The organism is Amycolatopsis thailandensis (genome assembly GCF_042723255.1).
In the GTDB taxonomy this organism is placed as follows: domain Bacteria; phylum Actinomycetota; class Actinomycetes; order Mycobacteriales; family Pseudonocardiaceae; genus Amycolatopsis; species Amycolatopsis thailandensis.
The window spans coordinates 350-20,951 of the sequence record NZ_JBHXJK010000140.1 but is presented as its reverse complement, the minus strand read 5'-3'; the positions used below and the strand labels follow the sequence as shown (position 1 = coordinate 20,951).

19 protein-coding genes are annotated in these 20,602 nt (G+C 69.5%); 12 read left to right on the top strand and 7 right to left on the bottom strand.

What is annotated here, in order from left to right:
• Positions 1-137 precede the first annotated feature (137 nt).
• Positions 138-1,025: an MOSC domain-containing protein gene (locus tag ACFWMR_RS35880; RefSeq protein ID WP_378381613.1), complete on the top strand. Its 888-nt coding sequence runs from the start codon at positions 138-140 to the stop codon at positions 1,023-1,025.
• Here ACFWMR_RS35880 and ACFWMR_RS35875 read toward each other — a convergent pair.
• Positions 908-1,714 carry an SAM hydrolase/SAM-dependent halogenase family protein gene (locus tag ACFWMR_RS35875; protein ID WP_378277637.1) on the bottom strand — a complete coding sequence of 269 codons (807 nt, stop codon included), beginning with the start codon at positions 1,712-1,714 and terminating at the stop codon, positions 908-910. The genes ACFWMR_RS35880 and ACFWMR_RS35875 overlap by 118 nt on opposite strands.
• Before the next feature lie 35 nt (positions 1,715-1,749).
• Here ACFWMR_RS35875 and ACFWMR_RS35870 point away from each other — a divergent pair, with 35 nt between their 5' ends.
• From ACFWMR_RS35870 to ACFWMR_RS35855, 4 genes are all read left to right on the top strand, one after another.
• The gene (locus tag ACFWMR_RS35870; protein WP_378381612.1) at positions 1,750-2,631 is read left to right on the top strand and encodes a phosphoribosylaminoimidazolesuccinocarboxamide synthase; all 882 of its coding nucleotides are present in this window, start codon (positions 1,750-1,752) and stop codon (positions 2,629-2,631) included.
• A 63-nt stretch (positions 2,632-2,694) separates the two neighbouring features.
• Positions 2,695-3,411, top strand: a complete 717-nt coding sequence (locus ACFWMR_RS35865; protein ID WP_378277638.1) for a DUF2334 domain-containing protein — start codon at positions 2,695-2,697, stop codon at positions 3,409-3,411.
• Positions 3,412-3,415: 4 nt separating this feature from the next.
• Positions 3,416-4,162: a TetR/AcrR family transcriptional regulator gene (locus ACFWMR_RS35860; RefSeq protein ID WP_378381611.1), complete on the top strand. Its 747-nt coding sequence runs from the start codon at positions 3,416-3,418 to the stop codon at positions 4,160-4,162.
• Between the two features lie 79 nt (positions 4,163-4,241).
• Positions 4,242-5,396 carry a DUF418 domain-containing protein gene (locus tag ACFWMR_RS35855; protein WP_378381609.1) on the top strand — a complete coding sequence of 385 codons (1,155 nt, stop codon included), beginning with the start codon at positions 4,242-4,244 and terminating at the stop codon, positions 5,394-5,396.
• Positions 5,397-5,644: 248 nt separating this feature from the next.
• Here ACFWMR_RS35855 and ACFWMR_RS35850 read toward each other — a convergent pair whose 3' ends face one another.
• Both ACFWMR_RS35850 and ACFWMR_RS35845 read right to left on the bottom strand, forming a co-directional pair.
• Positions 5,645-6,280, bottom strand: coding sequence for an MBL fold metallo-hydrolase (locus tag ACFWMR_RS35850; RefSeq protein ID WP_093931914.1), 636 nt, complete (start codon positions 6,278-6,280; stop codon positions 5,645-5,647).
• 34 nt (positions 6,281-6,314) lie between these two features.
• Positions 6,315-7,259, bottom strand: coding sequence for an ArsR/SmtB family transcription factor (locus ACFWMR_RS35845; protein ID WP_378381607.1), 945 nt, complete (start codon positions 7,257-7,259; stop codon positions 6,315-6,317).
• A 62-nt stretch (positions 7,260-7,321) separates the two neighbouring features.
• On the opposite strand from ACFWMR_RS35845, the gene ACFWMR_RS35840 reads away from it, so the two are divergent.
• From ACFWMR_RS35840 to ACFWMR_RS35825, 4 genes are all read left to right on the top strand, one after another.
• Positions 7,322-8,476 (top strand): MFS transporter, encoded by a 1,155-nt coding sequence (locus tag ACFWMR_RS35840; protein ID WP_378381606.1) that lies wholly within the window; start codon positions 7,322-7,324, stop codon positions 8,474-8,476.
• Positions 8,477-8,503: 27 nt separating this feature from the next.
• Complete coding sequence (locus tag ACFWMR_RS35835) at positions 8,504-9,088, top strand: hypothetical protein (protein ID WP_378381604.1); 585 nt, start codon at positions 8,504-8,506, stop codon at positions 9,086-9,088.
• 61 nt (positions 9,089-9,149) lie between these two features.
• Positions 9,150-9,551, top strand: a complete 402-nt coding sequence (locus ACFWMR_RS35830) for an Imm1 family immunity protein (protein ID WP_378381602.1) — start codon at positions 9,150-9,152, stop codon at positions 9,549-9,551.
• 125 nt (positions 9,552-9,676) lie between these two features.
• Positions 9,677-11,179: an aldehyde dehydrogenase family protein gene (locus ACFWMR_RS35825; RefSeq protein WP_378381601.1), complete on the top strand. Its 1,503-nt coding sequence runs from the start codon at positions 9,677-9,679 to the stop codon at positions 11,177-11,179.
• Positions 11,180-11,259: 80 nt separating this feature from the next.
• Here ACFWMR_RS35825 and ACFWMR_RS35820 read toward each other — a convergent pair whose 3' ends face one another.
• Positions 11,260-12,840 (bottom strand): GMC family oxidoreductase, encoded by a 1,581-nt coding sequence (locus ACFWMR_RS35820; RefSeq protein ID WP_378381600.1) that lies wholly within the window; start codon positions 12,838-12,840, stop codon positions 11,260-11,262.
• A gap of 102 nt (positions 12,841-12,942) precedes the next feature.
• Positions 12,943-13,716: a hypothetical protein gene (locus ACFWMR_RS35815; RefSeq protein WP_378381599.1), complete on the bottom strand. Its 774-nt coding sequence runs from the start codon at positions 13,714-13,716 to the stop codon at positions 12,943-12,945.
• Between the two features lie 66 nt (positions 13,717-13,782).
• Between ACFWMR_RS35815 and purS the strand changes: the two genes are divergently transcribed.
• Positions 13,783-14,022, top strand: coding sequence for a phosphoribosylformylglycinamidine synthase subunit PurS (gene purS / locus ACFWMR_RS35810; RefSeq protein ID WP_093931922.1), 240 nt, complete (start codon positions 13,783-13,785; stop codon positions 14,020-14,022).
• The gene (gene purQ / locus ACFWMR_RS35805) at positions 14,019-14,699 is read left to right on the top strand and encodes a phosphoribosylformylglycinamidine synthase subunit PurQ (protein WP_093931925.1); all 681 of its coding nucleotides are present in this window, start codon (positions 14,019-14,021) and stop codon (positions 14,697-14,699) included. Before purS ends, purQ begins: the two co-directional genes overlap by 4 nt.
• Before the next feature lie 68 nt (positions 14,700-14,767).
• On the opposite strand, the gene ACFWMR_RS35800 is transcribed toward purQ, so the two are convergent.
• Together ACFWMR_RS35800 and ACFWMR_RS35795 are read right to left on the bottom strand one after the other, a co-directional pair.
• Positions 14,768-16,495, bottom strand: coding sequence for an ABC transporter ATP-binding protein (locus ACFWMR_RS35800; RefSeq protein WP_378381598.1), 1,728 nt, complete (start codon positions 16,493-16,495; stop codon positions 14,768-14,770).
• Positions 16,492-18,117 (bottom strand): ABC transporter ATP-binding protein, encoded by a 1,626-nt coding sequence (locus ACFWMR_RS35795; protein WP_378381597.1) that lies wholly within the window; start codon positions 18,115-18,117, stop codon positions 16,492-16,494. Before ACFWMR_RS35795 ends, ACFWMR_RS35800 begins: the two co-directional genes overlap by 4 nt.
• A gap of 95 nt (positions 18,118-18,212) precedes the next feature.
• Between ACFWMR_RS35795 and purL the strand changes: the two genes are divergently transcribed.
• Entirely contained in the window at positions 18,213-20,531 is a 2,319-nt protein-coding gene (gene purL, locus ACFWMR_RS35790; RefSeq protein ID WP_167405955.1) for a phosphoribosylformylglycinamidine synthase subunit PurL, read from the top strand.
• The last annotated feature ends 71 nt before the right edge of the window (positions 20,532-20,602 follow it).

Genomic DNA, 20,602 nt, shown 5'->3' with positions numbered 1-20,602 from the left:
CCTGCCTCGCCCCGCCGCCGCGCTTTCCTCTGCGAAGTACATGAAGGCCCCCTTCCTTGCGCCAGGCGCAAGGAAGGGGGCCTTCATGTACTTCGGGTGGTACCGCTCACGACGTCCGACACGCGTAATCTGCGGCCATGGCGAGAGTGGCGAAGCTGGTCTATTACCCGGTCAAGGGCTGCGCGGGGACGCCGGTCGAAACGGCCGACGTCACCCCGGCGGGCCTGCGGTTCGACCGGGCTTGGATGGTCGTGTCCCCGGAGGGCGAGTTCCGCAGTCAGCGGAAGCATCCGGTGATGGCCGCGATCGGGGCCGAGGTGACCGACGACGGCGCCCGCCTGCGGCTCACCGCGCCCGGCGTCGAAGACCTGCTGGTCGAGACCGTGCCGGACGGGCCGCGGCATCCCGCGGCGACGTTCACCTGGCAGGGCAAGGGCGTCCACCAGGGCGACGAGGCCGCCGAGTGGTTCTCCGACGTCCTGGGCCTGCCGTCGGTGTTCGTCGGGCTCGCGCCGGAGCACGAGCGCGTCACCAACGGCGAGATCCCCGGCACCGCGGCCTTCGCCGACGCGCACGCGATCCTGCTCACCTCCGAGTCCTCTTTGGACGGTCTGAACGAGCGCATCGCGTCGCGTGGCGCCGAGGCCGTGCCGATGGATCGTTTCCGGCCCAACATCGTCGTCGCGGGCTGGCCGGAACCGCATCGCGAGGACGACGTCCGCGCGCTCACCGCCGGCGGCCTGGACTTGGGGTACGCCAAGGTCTGCATCCGCTGCACGGTGCCGATGGTCGATCAGGAGACCGGCGAGAAGGCCGGTCCCGAGCCGATCCGGTCGCTCGCCGACTACCGGCGCGAACCCGAGGGCGGCGTCTCGTTCGGGATCAAGATGGCGGTCACCGGGCCGGGTCAGCTGGCCGTCGGCGACGAGGTGATCGTGCACTCCTGGGCGGGTCCCAGCCCGAGTACGTCGGCGGCCGAACCGCCGTTCACGGCGACCGCGAGCCGCCCCGCGGAATCGGTGTAGAGCACGTTCCAGCCCGGCGGTACGGTGCCGAAGGTGTCGCCGACCAGCGCTTTCACCAGGACGTGTTCGCTGCTGACCGAGACCGTGCCGGACAGCCCGGCCAGGTCGAGGTCGGCGGGGCTCGCGGCCAGCTGGACGTTGCCGAAGTGGTCGACGGTGAGCACTTCGGCGACCAGCTTTCCGGGGAACACCGCGACGAACGGATCCGGCAGGCGCACGAGGTCGTCGACACGCGGCCCGAATTCCGCGGGATCGACGCCGCGCGCGAGATGCGCCGCGGCGGGGGCGAAGATGTCGCGTCCGTGGAACGTCGAAGACGTCACCGGAAGGCGGTACTCCGGGGCCGCGAGTTCGTACGCCGCTATCACCCCGGTGAGTGTTTCGGCGGCGGGAATGAGGATGCCGTTGTCCGGGCCGACGAGGATTCCGCGTTCGGTCACCACCACGACACCGCGCCGCGACGTGCCGACGCCGGGGTCGACGACGGCGAGATGGATGCCCTCCGGCAGATACGGCACGGTCTGGGCGAGCACCTCGGCGCCGGTCCTGACCTGCTGCGGAGGGATCTCGTGGGTCACGTCGAGCACCCGGACGGACGGCGCGATCCGCGCGATCACCCCGTGGCAAGCGGCCACGAAACCGTCGCTCAGCCCGTAATCGGTCGTGAACGAAACGCAGTGGATCGGCATGATCAGCCATCATCCTTGATCGCTAGGGTGCAGCCGTGACGACGCTCGAATACCCGAAGATCGCCGCCGGCAAGGTCCGCGAGCTCTACGCCGTCGATGACGAGCATCTGCTGCTCGTCACTTCGGACAGGATCTCCGCCTACGACGTCATCTTCAACACCCCCATCCCGGACAAGGGGCGGGTGCTCACCGCGATGAGCGTGTTCTGGTTCTCCCTCCTCTCCGATGTCCTCCCCAACCACCTGGTCTCCCACGACGACGAACGCATCCCCACCGAGGTCCGCGGCCGCGCGCTTCTGGTGCGGCGCCTGGCGATGTTGCCGCTCGAAGCCGTCGCCCGCGGCTATCTCACCGGCACCGGATTGGCCGACTATCGCGCCACCGGCACGGTTTGCGGCGTCGAACTCCCGCCCGGCCTGACCGAGTCCTCCCGCCTCCCCGAACCGATCTTCACCCCCGCGACCAAGGCCGATCGCGGTTCGCACGACGAGAACATCGCGTTCGACGACGTGGTCGGGCAGCTCGGCCGCGAGCGGGCCGAGGAGGTCCGCGAGGCGACGCTGGCGGTGTACCGCCGCGGCGCGGAGTTCGCCGCCGAACGCGGCATCCTGCTCGCGGACACGAAACTCGAATTCGGCATCGACCCCGAGGGGAACCTGGTGCTCGCCGACGAGGTGCTGACCCCGGATTCCTCGCGTTACTGGCCGGCGGCCGGGCGCACCCCGGACAGCCCGCTCCCGTCGTTCGACAAGCAGCCGCTGCGCGACTGGCTGACCGGACCCGCGTCGGGCTGGCACCGGCTGGAGAGACCGGAGCCGCCACCACTGCCCGACGAGATCGTCGAAGCCACGAGGGCCAGGTACATCGACGCCTACGAGCGCATCACCGGCTGTTCGCTCGACGACTGGCCCGCCTGATTCGCCCGGCTGACCTGCGGCGTTCACTCCGTCGTCAGTCCGGCGCAAGGCCGGTCTGTCCCAATGGGGAACGTGGACGCACGTTTGCTGGTTTCCCTGTCCGGCGTGACCACCCGGACGTTGCACCGCTGTGCCGACCTCGCGGCCGAACTCGACCGCCGCAAGGTCCCGTTGTCCGTCCTCTACGCCGCCCGGACCGGTGAGGGGCCGGTGACCGAGTGGGTCCGGACGCGCCGCGCTCACGGCGACTCCGTCCTCCTGCACGGTTACGACCACCGGATCACCCCCACCCACCGCGCGGTCCAGCTGGGCAAACGCGCGGAGTTCGCGGCCCTGCCCGCGCACGAGGCGCGGCTGCGGCTGATCGCGGCGAAGGCGGCGCTCGACGCCAACGGCATGGCCGTCGACGGGTTCGCGCCGCCGCGCTGGATCGCGTCGGAGGGCACCGTGCAGGCCCTGCGCGAGCACGGGTTCAGGCTGTGCGCGGACCTGGTCTCGGTGCGGGACCTGGTGTCCGGCGAGGTGCGGCGCGCCAGGGTGCAGGAGTTCGGCGGCCCGTCGCACCGGACGGAGACCGTCCGGTGTTTCGCGCTGGTGCTGGCCGCCGCCAGGGCCGCGCGCCGCGGCGGGCTCGTCCGGCTCGGCATCGACGCCGCCGACCTCGCGCGCCCGGGGCTGCGGCAGGCGTTCCTCGACGCCGTCGACGTCTCGCTGGAGAACCGGGCTTTCGGGGCCACTTATGGCTCGCTCTCACGGCCGCGGTCCCTGCAACTAGATTGACGGAATGACCGAAGAGGCCGACCGGGGTGACGCACAGGCGACGTTGCTGCGGCTCTGGCGCCGGTCGGAACGCGCGACGCGCGGCAGGCCGTCGGTGCTCGACGTCGACAGCGTCGTGGCGGCCGCGGTGGCCCTCGCCGATCGCGAAGGCGTCGCGAACGTGACGCTGGCGAACGTCGCGAAGGATCTGGGCGTCACGAAGATGTCGCTGTACCGCCACATCGGCTCCAAGTCGGAACTGCTGGAGCTGATGGCCGACTTCGCCATCGGCGACCCGCCGCCGGTGGCGCCCACCGGCGACTGGCGGGCCGAGCTGACCGCGCTGGCCGAGGCCAACCGTGACGTGCTGATGAGCCATCCGTGGCTGGTCGAGCTGCCGCTGTCCGGTCCGCCCGCCGGCCCGCACGCGGTCGCCTGGATGGACGCGATCCTGCGCACGCTGCGCGACACCGGTCTCGACTGGGGCACCAGAGGCGGGGTTCTGGTACTGGTCAGCGGCTATGTACGCCTCGCGTGCGCGCAGGCCCTCCAGCTCGCGGAAGGCAGGAAGGACAGCGGGCTGAGCCAGGCCCAGTCCGAGCAGGCCTACGGCAAGAGCCTCGCCGAGCTGATCGACCCGGAGCGCTTCCCTGACGCGGTGGGCTTCCTGACCTCCGGACTCGGCACGCCCGACCAGGCCGAGGACCCCGAATTCGGCTTCGGGCTCGACGTCCTCCTCAACGGCGTCGCCGCTCTCATCGACGCGAACTGACCACCCTCGGCCCGTCCTTAATATCCGTCGGACACTAATTAGTGTACGTTGGATACTAAAGACCTTCGATGGGGGAACAATGAAGTCGTTGCCGACCAGCGAGCGAGTGCTCGCACCGGATCTGGCCAGGGGTTTCGCGCTGCTGCTGGTCGCGCTGGCGCATACCGCGAGCATCTTCCTGGGGAACTCGCCGGGTGTCGACCAGACGCCGCAGGGCTTGGAACGGCCGTACTTCGTCGGGTTGTTCGTCTTCGTGCACGCGTGCGCGTTGCCGCTGTTCGGCATGATGCTCGGCTACGGGATGGTGCAGTTCGCGGATCGTCAGCAAGCCCTGGGCGAGTCCTGGCCCCGAACGCGAGGAGTCCTGCTCCGGCGGCACGCGTGGTTGCTGGTTTTCGGCGCCGTCGACGGGGTGCTGTTCTTCTCCGGTGACGTGCTCGGCGCTTACGGCGTCATCGGGATCGTGTTCACCCTGCTGCTTTTGAAACGTGGCAAGGGTTTCTATCGGCTTCCGGCCTTTTACCTGGTCTTCGCCCTCTGCTACCTCGCCGTGCTGATGTACCTGGTGCTCACCGGGAACTCCGGGAGCGCGCCGGTGCCGTCCCCCGAGGACGCGTCTTCTCTGGCGCCGACGTACGGCGAAGCCCTGCAGGGGCGCCTCGTGGAATGGCCGTCCATCACGCTGGTCCTGCTGCCGTCGATCCTCTTCGTCTGGGTGGGCGCTTGGGCCGCGAAGAAGCGCCTGCTGGAGGAGCCGAACCGGAAGCTGCTCCTCGTCGGCCTGTTCGGCGGATTCGGCGTCGCGATCGCGGGCGCCCTGCCGATGGGTCTCTTCGCCGGCGACTACGTCGGGTTCGACGCCGACACCGCCGCGCTCGCCAAGACGCTGTACGAGGGAGCGGGCGTTTTCGGCGCGATCGGCTACCTCAGCCTGTTCGGCCTCATCGGCATGGCTGTCGGCAAAAAGAACCGTGGCGTGGTCGTCACCGCGATCTCCGCGCTCGGGCAGCGCACGCTGAGCGCGTACCTGTTCCAGTCGGTGGCGTGGCTGATCCTGGCGCCGCCGTTCATGCTGGGCCTCGGCGGCCAGGCGAAGGACCCGACGTTCGTGGCCGCGGCCTGCGGGCTCGGCGTGTGGCTGCTTTCGGTCGTCGTCGCGTACTGGATGCACCGGAAGGGTTACCGCGGCCCGGCGGAGATCCTGGTGCGGAAACTGGCTTACCGGAGTCAGTGAGCCGAAAGGCAAGCGCGTCGTGCCGAAGATGATGGCGGGGTGGCCTGGGGCGGGTGGCCCCGATGTCGTGTCCTGAAGGGGGCCCTTGAGACGTTCAACGTCCTGAAGGCCCCCTTTGAGACATCCGAAGCACCGGAACCCGGCGGGGCTTGACGCGAAGGGAGCTTTCGCTGCGTGCGATGCGGGGAAAGTCCCCTTCACCCCGGCTGGGCTCGCCACCCGCCACGCCCCCTTTGCCTTCCCTTCAGTTAGAGCTTCACCGGTTCCCCGACGTCGAGCACCTTCACCTCGGTGCCCTCCGGCGCGAGGTTGGCGAACAGGCCGTAGTGCATCTGCGGCCGCGCGAGGACGGCTTCGTGGATCGGGACGGCGAGGCGCGGCGAAACGGCGCGCAGGTAGTCGACGGCTTCGCCCGCCTTGAGCCACGGGGCGCCGGTGGGCAGGCCCAGGACGTCGATCTTCTGTTCCGGCACGAAGAACGAGTCACCCGGGTGGTAGAAGGCACCGTGATCGACGATGTAGCCGACGTTCGGAATGGCCGGGATGTCCTCGTGGATCACGGCGTGCTCACCGCCGACGACGTTGATGCCACTGGACCCGATGCCGAACGCGTCGCCGGGGCTCGCGATCTGGAACTCGGCGCCGAGCTTCCGGACGGCGTCGGCGGATCCCGGGTCCACGATCAGCTGAGCGCCGGGGTTCGCTTCCAGCAGCGCGGGCAGCCTTTCGACGTCGAGGTGGTCGAAATGCTGGTGGGTGATCAGGATGGCGTCCAGTTCACGCTCGCCCTCGAAACCCACCGAGAAGGTGCCGGGGTCGATCAGGATCCGCGCGCCCTCGGTCTCCAAAAGTGTGCAAGCGTGTCCAAAGTGGACAATACGCATCGATGTTCTCCTTCGAGGTAGGTCGTTTTCCAGCCTATGCCCGGAGGAGGGCGTCGCCAAGTTCGGTGCGCAGGTAGCGCACTTCGCGGCCGCGGCGCCGCGTGTCGAGCAGGCCCGCCGCGCGCATCGCGGTCAGATGCTGCGACACCGTCGGCGCGGAGAAGCCGAGCCTGCGCGCCAGCTCGGTGGTGCTCGCGGGCTCGTTGAGGGCGGTGAGCAGCGCGGCTTTCGTTCGGCCGAGCACGCCCGCCAGCGCGTCGGGCGGGCGTTCCGGGTCGGACCAGAGTTCGGCGACACCGCGCGCCGGGTAGAGCAGCGAAGGCTGCCACGGTTCCATCGTGATCACGCCGACCGACGGCCACGCGAAGACGCCGGGGATCAGCAGGAGGCCGCGCCGGTCGAGGTGGACGCGGCCGCGTTCGGTCATCTCGATCACCAGGACGTCGTCGACGAGCCGCACGCGCGGGTGGATGTCCTCCAGCACCAGCGCGATCCCGCCGGCGGCCAGCCGCCGTGAGCGTTCCTCGATGTCGGCGACGAGGAAGCGGCGCATCCGCGGCCAATGCGGCTCGACCAGTTCGGTCCAGGCGATCTCCATCTGATCGGCCAGTAGATCCCGTGCGACGGCCGGATCTTCGGGGAGCCCGCTCAAGTCCGCGTCTACTTTGGACAGTTCGCGCGCGACCTGGTCCGGCGGCGTGCGGCGGATCTCGGCGAGCTGGGCGGACGCGGTGGTCTCCGGCCCGGTCGGCGGCGGGCTGAGGAAGTCGGTGATGTAGTGCCGCGCGCTCATCACCCTGGCGAAGTCGCCGATGGGCAGGTCCGGCAGTTTCGCGGCGGCCTCGCGCAGCCACGGCAGGTGACTCGGGTGCCCGCGCCGCCCGAGCAGGGTCTGCATTGCGCCCATGGTCTCGTCGAGCGGCGAGATGCCGAAGCGGACGCGGTGGGCGCTCTCGGCGGTCAGGACCAGTTCGAGCATCCGATTAGGCTATTACCTAATCAGTGGTTTCGGTCATGCCCCGCCCGGCAGTGTCTCCTGACATGACGTTGCTGCGTAATTCCGGGTATTGGCGCTGGTCGGCGGGGGTTCAGCTGAACCGGCTGCCCGCGACTATGGCACCGCTCGCCTTCACCGTGCTGACCACCGCGACGACCGGTTCGTACCGGCTCGGCGGGGTCATGATGGCCGTGTTCGTCGCCGCCGAGATGGTCGGCGCCGTGCCGACCGGGCGGCTGCTCGACCGTGTCGGACCCGCACGCGGTCTCGTCGTGCTGTTGCCGCTGGTCGCCGCGGGGCTGTTCCTGCTGGCCGCGGTCGCCTCCGCGGGCGCCCCGGACTTCGTGCTGCTCGCGCTGGCGATCCCGCCGGGGCTGGTCGCGGGCGGTCTCAGCGGCGGTTTCCGGACGTTGCTCGCCGCGACGGTGACCGAAGACGAGCTGCCTCGCGCCGTTTCGGTCGACGCGATGATCATGGAAGGCGTCATCGTCGGCGGGCCGCTGCTGGTGGCGCTCCTGGCGACGTCCGGCCCGGTCGTCCCGGTGCTCGCGATGGCGGTCGTCGCCCTGCTCGCGGCCCTGCTCGTGCCGCGGCGAGCGGTCGCCCGTGATCCACAAAGGACAGTCGAACACCAGGCGATGCCCGTCGCCGCTTGTGTTCCCTGGCTGATGGGGCTGTTCACCGTCGGTCTGCTGCTGTCGACCATCGAGGTCGGCCTGCTGCCGCTCGTCCAGCGCCTCGGCGCGCCCGATTCGGCGACGTCGATCGTCATCGTCGTGCTGTGCGCCGCCAGTATCACCGGGAGCGCGCTCTACGCGGCGCGCGGAAAGGTTGGCGACCCGCGGTTGTTCCTGGCGGGCTTCGTGATCGGCGGGATCGTGGTGTCGGCGGGCCTCGGCTGGGCGGGTCTCCTCGGCGGGGTCGCGCTCGTCGGGCTCTGCACCGGTCCGCTGATGGCGGTTTCGTCGGTCAACCTGCAGAAACTGCTGCCGGAACGCCGTCGGTCCGAGGGGTTCTCGCTGGCTTTCACCGTGCAGGCGTCGGGGTTCGGGCTGGGCTCGCTGGCCATCGGCGTGCTGCCTGTCGCGCTGGCCCCACTGCTCGGAGTGGGGGCCGCGGTGGTGGCAGTGGGTTTGCAGATCCGCACGAGGGTCACAACGAGCGACATATCTGGTGTTCCTGCGGAGCAGGGGTCATGATCGTCAGGGCGTCCGGGGAGGTGGGCGGTGGCCGGTGTCGACGGCTTGGCCGCTCGCATTCACGCCGCGAGCACCACCGCTGCCAGGGCCATCGCCGCTTTGCGGCGAAGCCGCGGCCTGCTGATCGAGGCGCTGGCGGAGTACCGCGTGGCCTTGGCCGGTGTGCGAGACCTGGACACGGCCGCGGTGCCAGGCGTCCTCGACGAGGCGCTTGCGGAAGTCGAAGCCACGACCGCGCGAGTTCAAGAGGCGCTGTCGCGAATCGAGGTCTATCTACGGCATTTGACCGGGCCAGCCGGAGCGCCGGTTCCGGTGGTCGCAGGCGCGGGAGCGTCTGGCGCGGGAGATTCTTCGGAGCGCATCGCTCGGCTTCGTGCTCGATTGCCGCCGCCGGTGAAGCCGGCTTCCGGCCAAAAGACCCACGGGCTGTGGTTCGCGCGAGGGCGGGGTGAGGCCGAATCGCGACACCTCGTGAGTGGGAAGAAGAAAGGTGTCGATGGTGATCCCGCCGAAGCGACTCACGCCGAGGTGCAAACGTATCTGAAGGAGATCGGTCTGAAGCCGTTGGCGATCGCTTGCTCGCACGCATTCTTCCCGAGGGCGCGACCATGACCGTTTACGGCGTGACAGAGGACGGCACGCGAACCGTCGACTACTACAGGGGAGAACCAGGATGACTCTCGAGGCGTGCTACCACGGTCACACGGATCAGCCCGTGATCGTCACTGGTGAGACGGAGCTGGACGCCGTGCTCGATTCCGTGGCCGCGTTGGAAGGCCCGCAGGTCGTCCAGCTCTTCGTCGACGGCGACATCATGAAACCGGATCTCACCGTGGGCCTGCACGGGGATCGGGGAACTCTGCGCTACGCGGACGAGGACCAGGAGTACTACAGCAAGAGCGGTGCCTTCCCGTTACCGGAGCACGGTGAGGTCATCTACTACTTGGGACGCGCGGAGTTCGAGTATCCGGACGACGCCGAGATACCCGCGGCGGACGCACGTAATGCCGCGCAGGAGTTCCTGAGCACCGGAGGTGCGCGTCCGGCTTGCGTGGAATGGGCAACGGAGGCTTGACCGGCTTCGACGGCCTTGCGGCTCTCGTCTCCTGTGTAATGCTGGTGGCACGCCCCAGGCGAGCTATTGGCACGCCGTCAGTAACGTCGTAGCCTGGGCTTTGAGCCGAGACACGGGAGAAGTCGATGACCGCAGTCCAGCCGAAGCCGACCGCGCACAGCGTGGGGGAGACCTTCGATTCCCTCAGCCCGGCGACCGACGAGGTCGTCGGCACCTACCCGGTGCACACGAGGGAGGACGTCCGCGCCGCCGTCGCCCGCGCGAGGGACGGCGCCGAATGGTGGGCCGGGCTCGGCTACGACGGTCGCGCCGAGCGGCTGCGCCGCTGGAAGGGCGTCATCACCCGCAGGCTGCCGCAGCTGTGCCAGGTCGTCCGCGACGAGACCGGCAAGCCGATCGCCGACGCGCAGCTGGAGAGCGTCCTCGCCATCGAACACATCGCGTGGGCGGGCAAGAACGCGCGCAAGATCCTCGGCAAGCAGCGCCGCGCGGCCGGGCTGATGATGTCGAACCAGGCGGCGACGGTCGAGTACCAGCCGCTCGGCGTCGTCGGCGTGATCGGCCCGTGGAACTACCCCGTGTTCACCCCGCTCGGCTCCATCGCCTACGCCCTCGCCGCCGGAAACACCGTCGTCTTCAAGCCGAGCGAGTACACGCCCGGCGTCGGGAAATGGCTGGTCGACGCCTTCAACGAAGTCGTCCCGGAATGGCCAGTGCTCCAGCTGATCACCGGTTTCGGCGAGACCGGCGCGTCGCTCGTGAGCGCGAACGTCGACAAGATCGCCTTCACCGGCTCGACCGGAACGGGCAAGAAGATCATGGCCGCGGCCGCCGAGACGCTGACGCCGGTGATCATCGAAGCGGGCGGCAAGGACGCGGTCCTGGTCGACGCGGACGCCGACCTGGAGGCCGCCGCCGACGCGACCGTGTGGGGCGCGTTCTCCAACTCGGGTCAGACCTGCATCGGCGTCGAGCGCGTGTACGTCCACGAGCGCGTGCACGACGAGTTCGTCGCGAAGGTCGTCGAGAAGTCGAAGGACGTGCGGGCCGGTTCGGACGAGGCCGCGCAGTACGGCCCGGTGACGATGCCTTCGCAGCTCGCGGTGATCAAGCGTCACATCGCGGACGCCATCGAACGCGGCGGCAAGGCCCTGGTCGGCGGTGTCGACGCGGTCGGCGACCGCTACGTCCAGCCGACCGTGCTCGTCGACGTGCCGGAGGATTCCGCGGCGGTCAAGGAGGAGACGTTCGGCCCGACCGTCACGATCGCCAAGGTCCGCGACATGGACGAGGCCGTCGAGAAGGCCAACGACACGAAGTACGGCCTCGGTTCGACGGTGTTCTCGAAGTCGCGCGGCCTCGAACTGGCCGCCCGCCTGCGCACCGGCATGACGTCGATCAACGCGCCGCTTTCCTTCGCCGGTATCGCTTCGCTGCCCTTCGGTGGCGTCGGCGATTCGGGCTTCGGCCGGATCCACGGCCCGGAAGGCCTGCGCGAGTTCGCCCGCCCGAAGGCCGTCGCGCGGCAGCGCTTCACCGCGCCGATCGTGCTGACTTCGTTCTCCCGCAAGGAAAAGACCGACGCCCTGGTGGCGAAGCTGATCACCGTGCTGCACGGCAAACGCTGACCTGCCCGCCTCGCGAATGTCATGAAAGGGTCGTTCCTGACGTTTTTCGTCAGGAACGACCCTTTCATGACATCTGAGCGCTACTCGCCCCGGATGAGGTCCGCGGCCTTCTCCGCCACCATGATCGTCGGCGCGTTCGTGTTCCCCCGCGGCACCACGGGCATCACCGACGCGTCCACCACCCGCAGCCCGTCCACCCCGCGCACCTTCAACGACGGGTCGACGACGGCGTTCTCGTCCGTCCCCATCGAACAGGTCCCCACCGGGTGGTACAGCGTCTGCGTCTTCTCGCGCACGTAGTCGGCCAGTTCACTGTCGGTCAGGTCGTGGCGCTCCGGCAGGAACGGCTTGTCCAGGTATCGCGCCAGCGGACCGGACTTCCCGATCTCCACCAGGGCGCGCATCCCGGCCAGCATCTTCTCCATGTCCACGGACTCAGCGTAGTAAGCCGGGTCGATTTCGGGCTTCCACAAGGGATTCCCGGACTTCAGCCGCAGCCGTCCCCGGCTCGCGACGTCCACCAGCGTCGCCGCCGAGGTGAAGCCGGGCACGGTCGGCTCCCGCATTCCGTTGTCGTAGAACAACGTCGGCGCGACGTGGATCTGCATGTCCGGCGGCGAGACCCCGTCCGCGGCGGGGAAGAACGCGCCTGCCTCGCCGATGTTCGACGCCAGCGGGCCGCGTTTGGTGAGCTGGTAGCGCACCAGGCCGCCGGGCGTCGCCGCGTCCACCAGGTCGGTGGTGCCGCGGGTCGACCAGATGATCCCGCAGGCCGGATGGTCGTGCAGATTGCCGCCGACGCCCGGAAGTGCGGCGACGACGTCGATCCCGTGTTCCCGCAGGTGCTCCGCCGGGCCGACGCCGGACAGCATCAGCAGTTGCGGCGAGTTCACCGCGCCGCCGCTCAGCAGGACTTCGGTCGATGCCCGGACCGTCGTCTCGACCCCTTTGTCCAAATAGGACACACCGACCGCGCGGGTGCCTTCGAAGACCACTCGGGTGGCTTGCGCGTTGGTCCGCACGGTCAGGTTCGAGCGCGACAACGCCGACCGCAGGTAAGCGTCGGCCGTCGACCAGCGGCGTCCCTTCTTGCAGGTCACCTGGTAGACGCCGGCGCCTTCCTGTGCCTCGCCGTTGAAGTCGTCGGTGCGCTTGAGCCCCCACGCGACGGCGGAATCCACCCAGGCGTGCGAAAGCTCGTGGGTGAAGCGACGGTCCTCGACGTTCAGCGGCCCGTCGGTGCCGTGCAGCGGCCCGCCGAGCCGCTGGTTCCCCTCGGCCCGCTTGAAGTACGGCAGGACGTCGTCGAAACCCCAGCCCTCGGCGCCGTGCGAGTCGCGCCAGCCGTCGTAGTCGGCGCGGTTGCCACGGATGTAGATCATCGCGTTGATCGAGGAACAGCCGCCGAGCGTCTTCCCCCGCGGCCAGTACAGGGAGTTGCCGGTGTGCTTCTGCTCGACCGTCTCGTAGTTCCAGTCCCATTTGGTCTTGAACAGACCGGGGAACGCGGCGGGGATGTGGATCTCGTCGGCGTCGTCCTCGCCGCCCGCTTCGAGCAGGAGCACCCGCGCCGACGGATCCTCGCTCAGCCGGTTCGCCAGTACGCATCCCGCGCTGCCCGCGCCGACGATCACGTAGTCGAAGGAGTCCTGATCGGCCACGGTGCCTCCTGCTGCTCGCCCGGTGTTGACGCCCCGCCAATGGGCTCATCTTGGCCCAACGCCGCGCTCCGAGCATCCCCCAGTCGAAGGATGGGTGCGAGCTCAGTCGGAGTCGGGGGCGAACGAGGCGACGCAGGGGCCACCGTCGGCGTCGTCCTCGGTCTCCACCCGGCCGGGCTTCCGGACCCCGTCGTTCTCGCCCGTGAGGTGCAGGATCGTCTGCTTCGCGGTGGTCAGCACGTCGGCCTTGTCCACGGTGTACCGAGCCTCGCCGTGGATGATCTGCTGAACGCCGTCGCGGGTCGTGTCCGGCACCTTCGCGCACAGCACCGCCAGCGCGGCCGGGATTTCGCGCGCGTTGATCGCGTCGACGAACTTGTTCCCCGCCTCTTCGCCGGTCTTGACGTCGGGGCGCGGCGACGGCCGGGTCTCGATGCTCGGAAGCGGCTCGGGCTCGCCGCCGACCTTGGCGTCGCGCACACACCAGCCGCCTTCGCCGGGGATCATCGCGATCCCGACGGTCAGGCCCCCGGAGGTGAACGCCGCCGAGTACTCCTCGGCCGCACGCTGACGCGCGGGCGTGCTGAGTTGTGCGCCCTCGGAGACGCCCATGGTCTGCTCGAACGCGTAAGACCGCTTCGAGCGGATCGCGCACCAGAGCTGACTCGCGCTGTCCTCGGCGACGCCGTTCACGAACGACTGGCTGAGCTGCTCCGGCGTCGCGCGCGACGTGGTGTCGGCCTTGGACTTGAAGAACCCCGGCGTCACGAACCCGGTGAACGCGACACCGCCCGCGATCAGGACCACGACCAGCGTCAGCGTGATCCAGAGCCAGGTCTTCGGCTTCTTCGGCGGCGCGTACTGCCCGTAGGTCATGCGTCAACCGTAGTGAAGTAGGCTCGGGCGGTACCCACGACCTGCGTGAATAAGGAGCAGCCTGCCGTGGCCCGAGTCGTCGTCGACGTCATGCCCAAGCCCGAAATCCTCGACCCGCAGGGCCAAGCCGCGCTCGGCGCGGCCGGTCGTCTCGGCTTCACCGGGATCGCCGGGATCCGTCAGGGCAAGCACTTCGAGATCGAGGTCGACGACTCCGTCGACGACGCGACGCTCGAAAAGATCGCCGAAGGTTTCCTCGCGAACCCCGTCATCGAGCAGTGGACCATCCGGCGGGTGGACGCGTGAGCGCCCGGATCGGGGTCATCACCTTCCCCGGCACGCTCGACGACGGTGACGCGGCCCGCGCGGTCCGCTACGCCGACGCCGAAGCCGTCCCGCTGTGGCACGCGGACGAGGACCTCAAGGGCGTCGACGCCGTCGTCGTCCCCGGTGGCTTCTCCTACGGCGACTACCTGCGCGCCGGCGTCATCGCCCGGTTCGCGCCGGTGATGACCTCGGTGATCGAGGCCGCCCACAAGGGCATGCCGGTGCTGGGCATCTGCAACGGCTTCCAGATCCTGTGCGAGGCCGGGCTGCTGCCGGGCGCGATGATCCGCAACGCCGGGCTGCACTTCATCTGCCGTGACCAGTGGCTGCGCGTCGAGAACAACGACACCGCGTGGACCACCCGGTACGACAAGGGCGCCGAGATCATCGTCCCGATGAAGAACATCGACGGCTGCTTCGTCGCCGAGCAGGCCACCCTCGACGAGCTGGAGGGCGAGGGCCGCGTGGTGTTCCGCTACGTCGGCGGCAACCCGAACGGCTCGCGCAACGACATCGCCGGGATCCGCAGCGAGAACGGCCGCGTCGTCGGGCTCATGCCGCACCCGGAGCACGCCATCGACGCCCTGACCGGGCCTTCCGATGACGGCCTCGGCATGTTCTACAGCGCCGTGGACGCACTCGTCGCCACTGCCTGAAGTGTCATGAGGGGTCCCCATGGGACGAAAGGTGTCCTATGGGGACCCCTCATGACACACCTGTCACTTCAGGAGGCCGCGGCCACCAGAGCCGAGTAGGGCCCACCCGCCGCCAGCAGCTCCGCGTGCGAACCCAGCTCGGTCACCCGGCCGCCCTCGATGACGGCGACCCGGTCCGCCGCGGCCGCGGTGTGCAGCCGGTGCGCGATCGCGATCACGGTCCGCCCTTCGAGCACCGCGCTCAGCGAACGCTCCAGTTCCCGCGCCGAACCCGTGTCCAGCAGCGACGTCGCCTCGTCCAGCACCAGCGTGTGCGGATCGGCCAGCACCACCCGAGCCAGCGCCAGCTGCTGCGCCATCGCCGCCGGGACGGCGACCGCCCCGGCCCCGACTTTCGTGTCCAGCCCGTCCGGCAGGCTCGCCACCCACTCCGAAGCCCCGACCGACGTCAGCGCGTCGAGCAGCCGGGAGTCGGACCAGTCCCCGGCGGGCAGCGTGAGATTGTCCCGCAGCGTCCCCGCGAAAACGTGCTGCTCCTGCGTCAGCAACAGGACCTCGCCTCGCAGGACGTCGTCCGGCAGCGTCGAGACCTCGGCCCCGCCGATCCGCACCGAACCCGACGTCGGCGCGGACATCCCGGCCAGCAGCCGTCCCAGCGTCGACTTGCCGGCACCGGACGGGCCGACGATCGCCAGCCGCTCACCGGCAGGCACCCGCAGGTCGATCCCGTGCAGCACTTCGCGCTCCGCGTTGTAGCCGAAGCGCACGTCGCGGACCTCGATGTCCTGACCGCGCGGAGCCTCCGAAGCCGGAGCCTCCGAGGAAGACGGCCGCACGCCCAGCAGCCGCCGCAGCGAGGCACCGGCGACCTGCATGTCCGCGAGCCAGAACAGCGCCTCGTTCAGCGGGCCGGTCATGACCTGCGAATACAGCAGCATCGCGGTGATCGTGCCGAGCCCTTCCCAGCCGTTCGAGTAGGCGAGCAGGCCCAGCCCGAGCATCACCGACACCGGCAGCACGTAGCTGATCTCCAGTGACGGGATCCACCGCATCTGGAGCGCCCGGATCTTGCGCTCGCCCAGCATCGCCGCGTCGAGACCGTCGTGCCCGGCGCGCACGCGGCGGCCGGTCAGGTTCAGCGCCTCGGCCGTCCGCGCGCCCTCCGCGGTCTCGTGCGTGGTGGACTGCAACTCGGCCCACCGGTCCAGCATCCGGCGCATCACGTCCGGCACTCGTCGCTGGTACCAGAGGTTCACCGGCACCAGCAGCGGCAGCGCGACCAGCAGGCCCAGCGCCAGGAACGGCGACGTGACCACCATCGCGATCACCGTGAACACCACCGTGACGGCGGCGATCAGGATCTCCGGCGCGCCGAACCGCACCGCGTGGTCGATGCGGCTGACGTCGGTGGTCGCGCGGCTGAGCAGGTCACCGGTGCCCGCGGCCTCGACAGTCCCGAGCGGCAGGTTCAGCGCGTTCCCGACGAACTCCTCGCGGTTGTTCGCGAGGATCCGCTCGCCGAACACCCGCGCGCGCAGCCGCGCCAGCCCCTTGAACCAGGCCTGCGCGCCCAGCACGACCACGAACGCGATCGCCAGCCAGGTGATCGTGGCGGTCGTGGTGCCTTGGACGACCTCGTCCACCAGCGCGCCCAGCAACTGCGGCCCGGCCAGCCCGATCGCGGTCGCGACGCAGAACAGCCCGAGCATCACGGAGAACTCGCGCTTGTTGTCCCGCGCGGTCACCCTTATCCATCGTCGAACGTCTTTCTTGTCTGCCAAAGGCAGCTTCTTCATGCGGGCACTTTCGTACTCACGACCACATCGGCCACGTGCGTCCACAGTGGACTCTGACTGAACACGACGGTGGTCTTGCCGCGCCGCAGCTTCGCGACGCGTTCGGTTATGCGGGCTTCGGTGTGCGCGTCGACGGCCGAGGTCGGCTCGTCGAGCAGCAGGACGTCGGCGTCGGTCGCCAGCGCGCGGGCCAGGTTCAGCCGCTGCCGCTGACCACCGGAAACCTCGCGTCCGCGTTCGCCGATCACCTCGTCGACGCCGTTCGGCAGCGCGTCCACGATGTCCTCGGCGTCCGCCGCGTACAGCGCTTCGGTGATCTCGACCTCGCCGGGTTCGGCGGGGGCGACCTGCTCGCGCAGCACCCCGGAGAACCAGATGTCCTGGTTGTGCGCGTAGACCACCCGCCGCCGCAGTTCGCCGAGCGCGACCTGATCCACGGGGACCCCGCCGGCGAGCGCGGGTTCACCCGGGTCGGTGAACCGCGCCATCCGCGACGCCACCGCCTCGGCGTCGGCCCCCACGTCGATGACGGTCAGCTTCCCGGCCTCGGCCTTGATCCCCGACGTCTCGTCGACCAGGTCCAGCGGGCCTTCCGGCAGCGGCACCGGGTGCTCGGGTTCGCCGAGCGTGCGTTCGGTGGACAGCAGTTTGCACACCTTCCGCGCCGAAACCAGCGCGGCGCTCAGCACGCCCGCGAACTCGGTCGCCGTCGTCACCGGCACCACCAGGAACACCGAGACGCCGTAGAACGTGATCAGCTCGCCGACGCCGATGGTGCCGTTGATCGCCAGCTGCGCGCCCAGCCAGGTGATGACCACCGTGACCAGACCCGGCAGCGCGATCTCCGCCGCCGCGAGCCACGCCTCGCTGCGCCCGACCTGGACGCCGGCCGCCCGGACCCGCTGGCTGGAGCGGTGGAAGCGGTCGAGGAACTGCTTCTCGCCGCCGACACCGCGAAGGATCCGCAGGCCGGAGACGATGTCCGCGGCCAGCGCGTTGACGTCGGTCTTCTCCTCGCGCTGCTTCGTCTGGCGTTTCTCCAGCGGCTTCAGCAGCGGGCCGATGCCGACCACCGCCAGCGGGACGCCGACCAGCGCGACCACGCCGAGCAGCGGGGACGTCGTCAGCAGCGCCGTCGCGCACACGATGAACGCGATCAGCGAACCGAAGGCCCGGCCGAGCACCTCGAAGGAGTCACCGATCGGGTTGATGTCGCTGGTGGTGATCGCGACCACGTCACCGGTGGTGGTCGTGTCGCGCAGGTTCACACCCAGCTTCGCGGCATGCTCGGTGGCCAGGCGCTGGGTGACCCCGGCGCCGTGGATCCAGCAGCCGTAGGACGCGAAGTGCTGCACAGTGCCCGCGAGCGTCTGCGCGATCCCGAGCCCGGCGGCCGCGAGAGCCCACAGCCAGACGGAGTCGCCGTCACCGCGGCCGATCGCGTCGACACCCCGGCCGATCGCGACCGGCAGCAGGGCGATCGGCAACGACCACAGCGCACCGCTGATCGCCGACACGACGAGCAGTCCCGGCCGCGCGAACATCATCGCGACGAGGTACCGCCAAGCGGTCGGCTTGGCGGGCAGCCGCAGTCGCGGAAGGGGATATGTGGCGGAAAGCACGATTATCGACGGTAAGCGGATCACCGTCTCCGGCGCGACCGATTTATCCCTGGGCGACGGCGGGGCGAACAGACCCCTCACCTACTCTTAGGGCCGTGGCGAACCCTGATGTGGACACCGTGACCAGCACCGTTGACGCCCCAGTCGACACCACCGCACTTGCCGAAAAGACCCCGGAACAGACCCAGCCGTACGTCGAACTCGGCCTCGCCGACGACGAGTACGCCCGGATCCGGGAGATCCTCGGCCGCCGTCCGACCGACGCCGAACTGGCGATGTACTCGGTGATGTGGAGCGAGCACTGCTCGTACAAGTCCTCGAAGAAGCACCTGCGCTACTTCGGCGAGACCGCCACTCCCGAGATGAAGGAGAAGATGCTCGCCGGCATCGGCGAGAACGCGGGCGTCGTCGACATCGGCGAGGGCTGGGCGGTCACCTTCAAGGTCGAGAGCCACAACCACCCGTCCTACGTGGAGCCGTACCAGGGCGCCGCGACCGGCGTGGGCGGCATCGTGCGCGACATCATGGCGATGGGCGCGCGTCCGCTCGCGGTGGCGGACGCGCTGCGCTTCGGCCCGGCCGACGCGGCCGACACCCGCCGCGTGCTGCCCGGTGTGGTCGCCGGCGTCGGCGGCTACGGCAACTGCCTCGGCCTGCCGAACATCGGCGGCGAGCTCGTGTTCGATCCGAGCTACTCCGGGAACCCGCTGGTCAACGCCCTGTGCGTCGGCGCGATGCGCGTCGAGGACCTGCACCTGGCCTTCGCCTCCGGCAAGGGCAACAAGATCATCCTGTTCGGCGCGCGCACCGGCCTCGACGGCATCGGCGGCGTCTCCGTGCTCGCGAGTGACACCTTCTCCGGCGACGAAAGCTCGGGCGGCCGCAAGAAGCTGCCCAGCGTCCAGGTCGGCGACCCCTTCACCGAGAAGGTGCTCATCGAGTGCTGTCTCGAACTGTTCGCGCAGAAGCTCGTCGTCGGCATCCAGGACCTCGGCGGCGCCGGGCTCTCCTGCGCGACGTCGGAGCTCGCGGCGGCCGGTGACGGCGGCATGCACATCTACCTCGACCGGGTTCCCTTGCGCGCCACCGGGATGACCCCGGCGGAGGTGCTCTCCAGCGAGTCGCAGGAACGCATGTGCGCGGTCGTCTCGCCGGAGAACGTCGAGGCCTTCATGAAGGTCTGCGAGAAGTGGGACGTCATCGCCACCGACATCGGCGAGGTCACCGACGGCGAGCACCTCGTCATCACCTGGAACGACGAGGTCGTCGTCGACGTCCCGGCGCACACCGTGGCGCACCAGGGCCCGGTGTACGACCGCCCGATCCAGCGACCGTCCACACAGGACGCCTTGCAGGCCGACACCTCGGCCAAGCTGCCGCGTCCGTCCACATCGGACGAACTGCGCGCCGACGTGCTCAAGCTGATCTCGTCGCCGAACCAGGCGTCGAAGGAATGGGTGACCTCCCAGTACGACCGCTACGTGCGCGGCAACACCGTGTCCGCGCAGCCGTCGGACTCCGGCGTCATCCGGATCGACGAGTCCACCGGCCGCGGCGTCGCCGTTTCGACCGACTGCAACAGCAAGTTCGTCTACCTCGACCCGTACGAGGGCGCGAAGCTCGCGCTGGCCGAGGCGTACCGCAACGTCGCCACCAGCGGCGCGAAGCCCGTCGCGGTGTCGGACTGCCTGAACTTCGGCGCGCCGACCGACCCGGGCGTGATGTGGCAGTTCGAGCAGGCCGTGCACGGTCTGGCCGACGGCTGTGTCGAACTCGGCATCCCGGTCACCGGCGGCAACGTCAGCTTCTTCAACCAGACCGGTGACGTGGCGATCCTGCCGACGCCGGTGGTCGGCGTGCTCGGCGTGATCGACGACGTCACCCGCCGCATCCCGACCGGGATCGGCGCCGAGGCCGGGGAAACCCTGCTGCTGCTGGGCGAGACCCACGACGAGCTGGACGGTTCCGCCTGGGCGCGCGAGCTGCACGGCCACCTCGGCGGCCGCCCGCCTCGCGTGGATCTGGCGCGCGAGAAGCTGCTGGCCGACATCCTCATCGCCGGTTCGCGTGACGGCATGATCTCCGCCGCGCACGACATCTCCGACGGCGGCCTGATCCAGACGCTCGTCGAGACCGTCCTCATCGGACAGTGCGGCGCCCGTGTCTTCCTCGACTCCGAGCAGGACCCGTTCGTGCAGCTGTTCTCCGAGTCCGCTGGCCGGGTGCTGGTCGCCGTGCCGCGCACCGAGGAACTGCGGTTCACCGAGATGCTGACCGCGCGCGGCCTGCCGTGGCGCAAGACCGGTGTGGTGGACCCGGAGTCGGGTTCGCTGGAACTCCAGGGCATCACGGAGTTCACGCTGGACGAGCTCCGCGAGACCTGGGAAAAGACGCTCCCGGCCCTGTTCGACTAAAGGCTCTCGTGAGTGGTGTGGGGGGGGGTATACCTCATCAACCCGTTAGTGATAGAAAACCCAACGCGCCA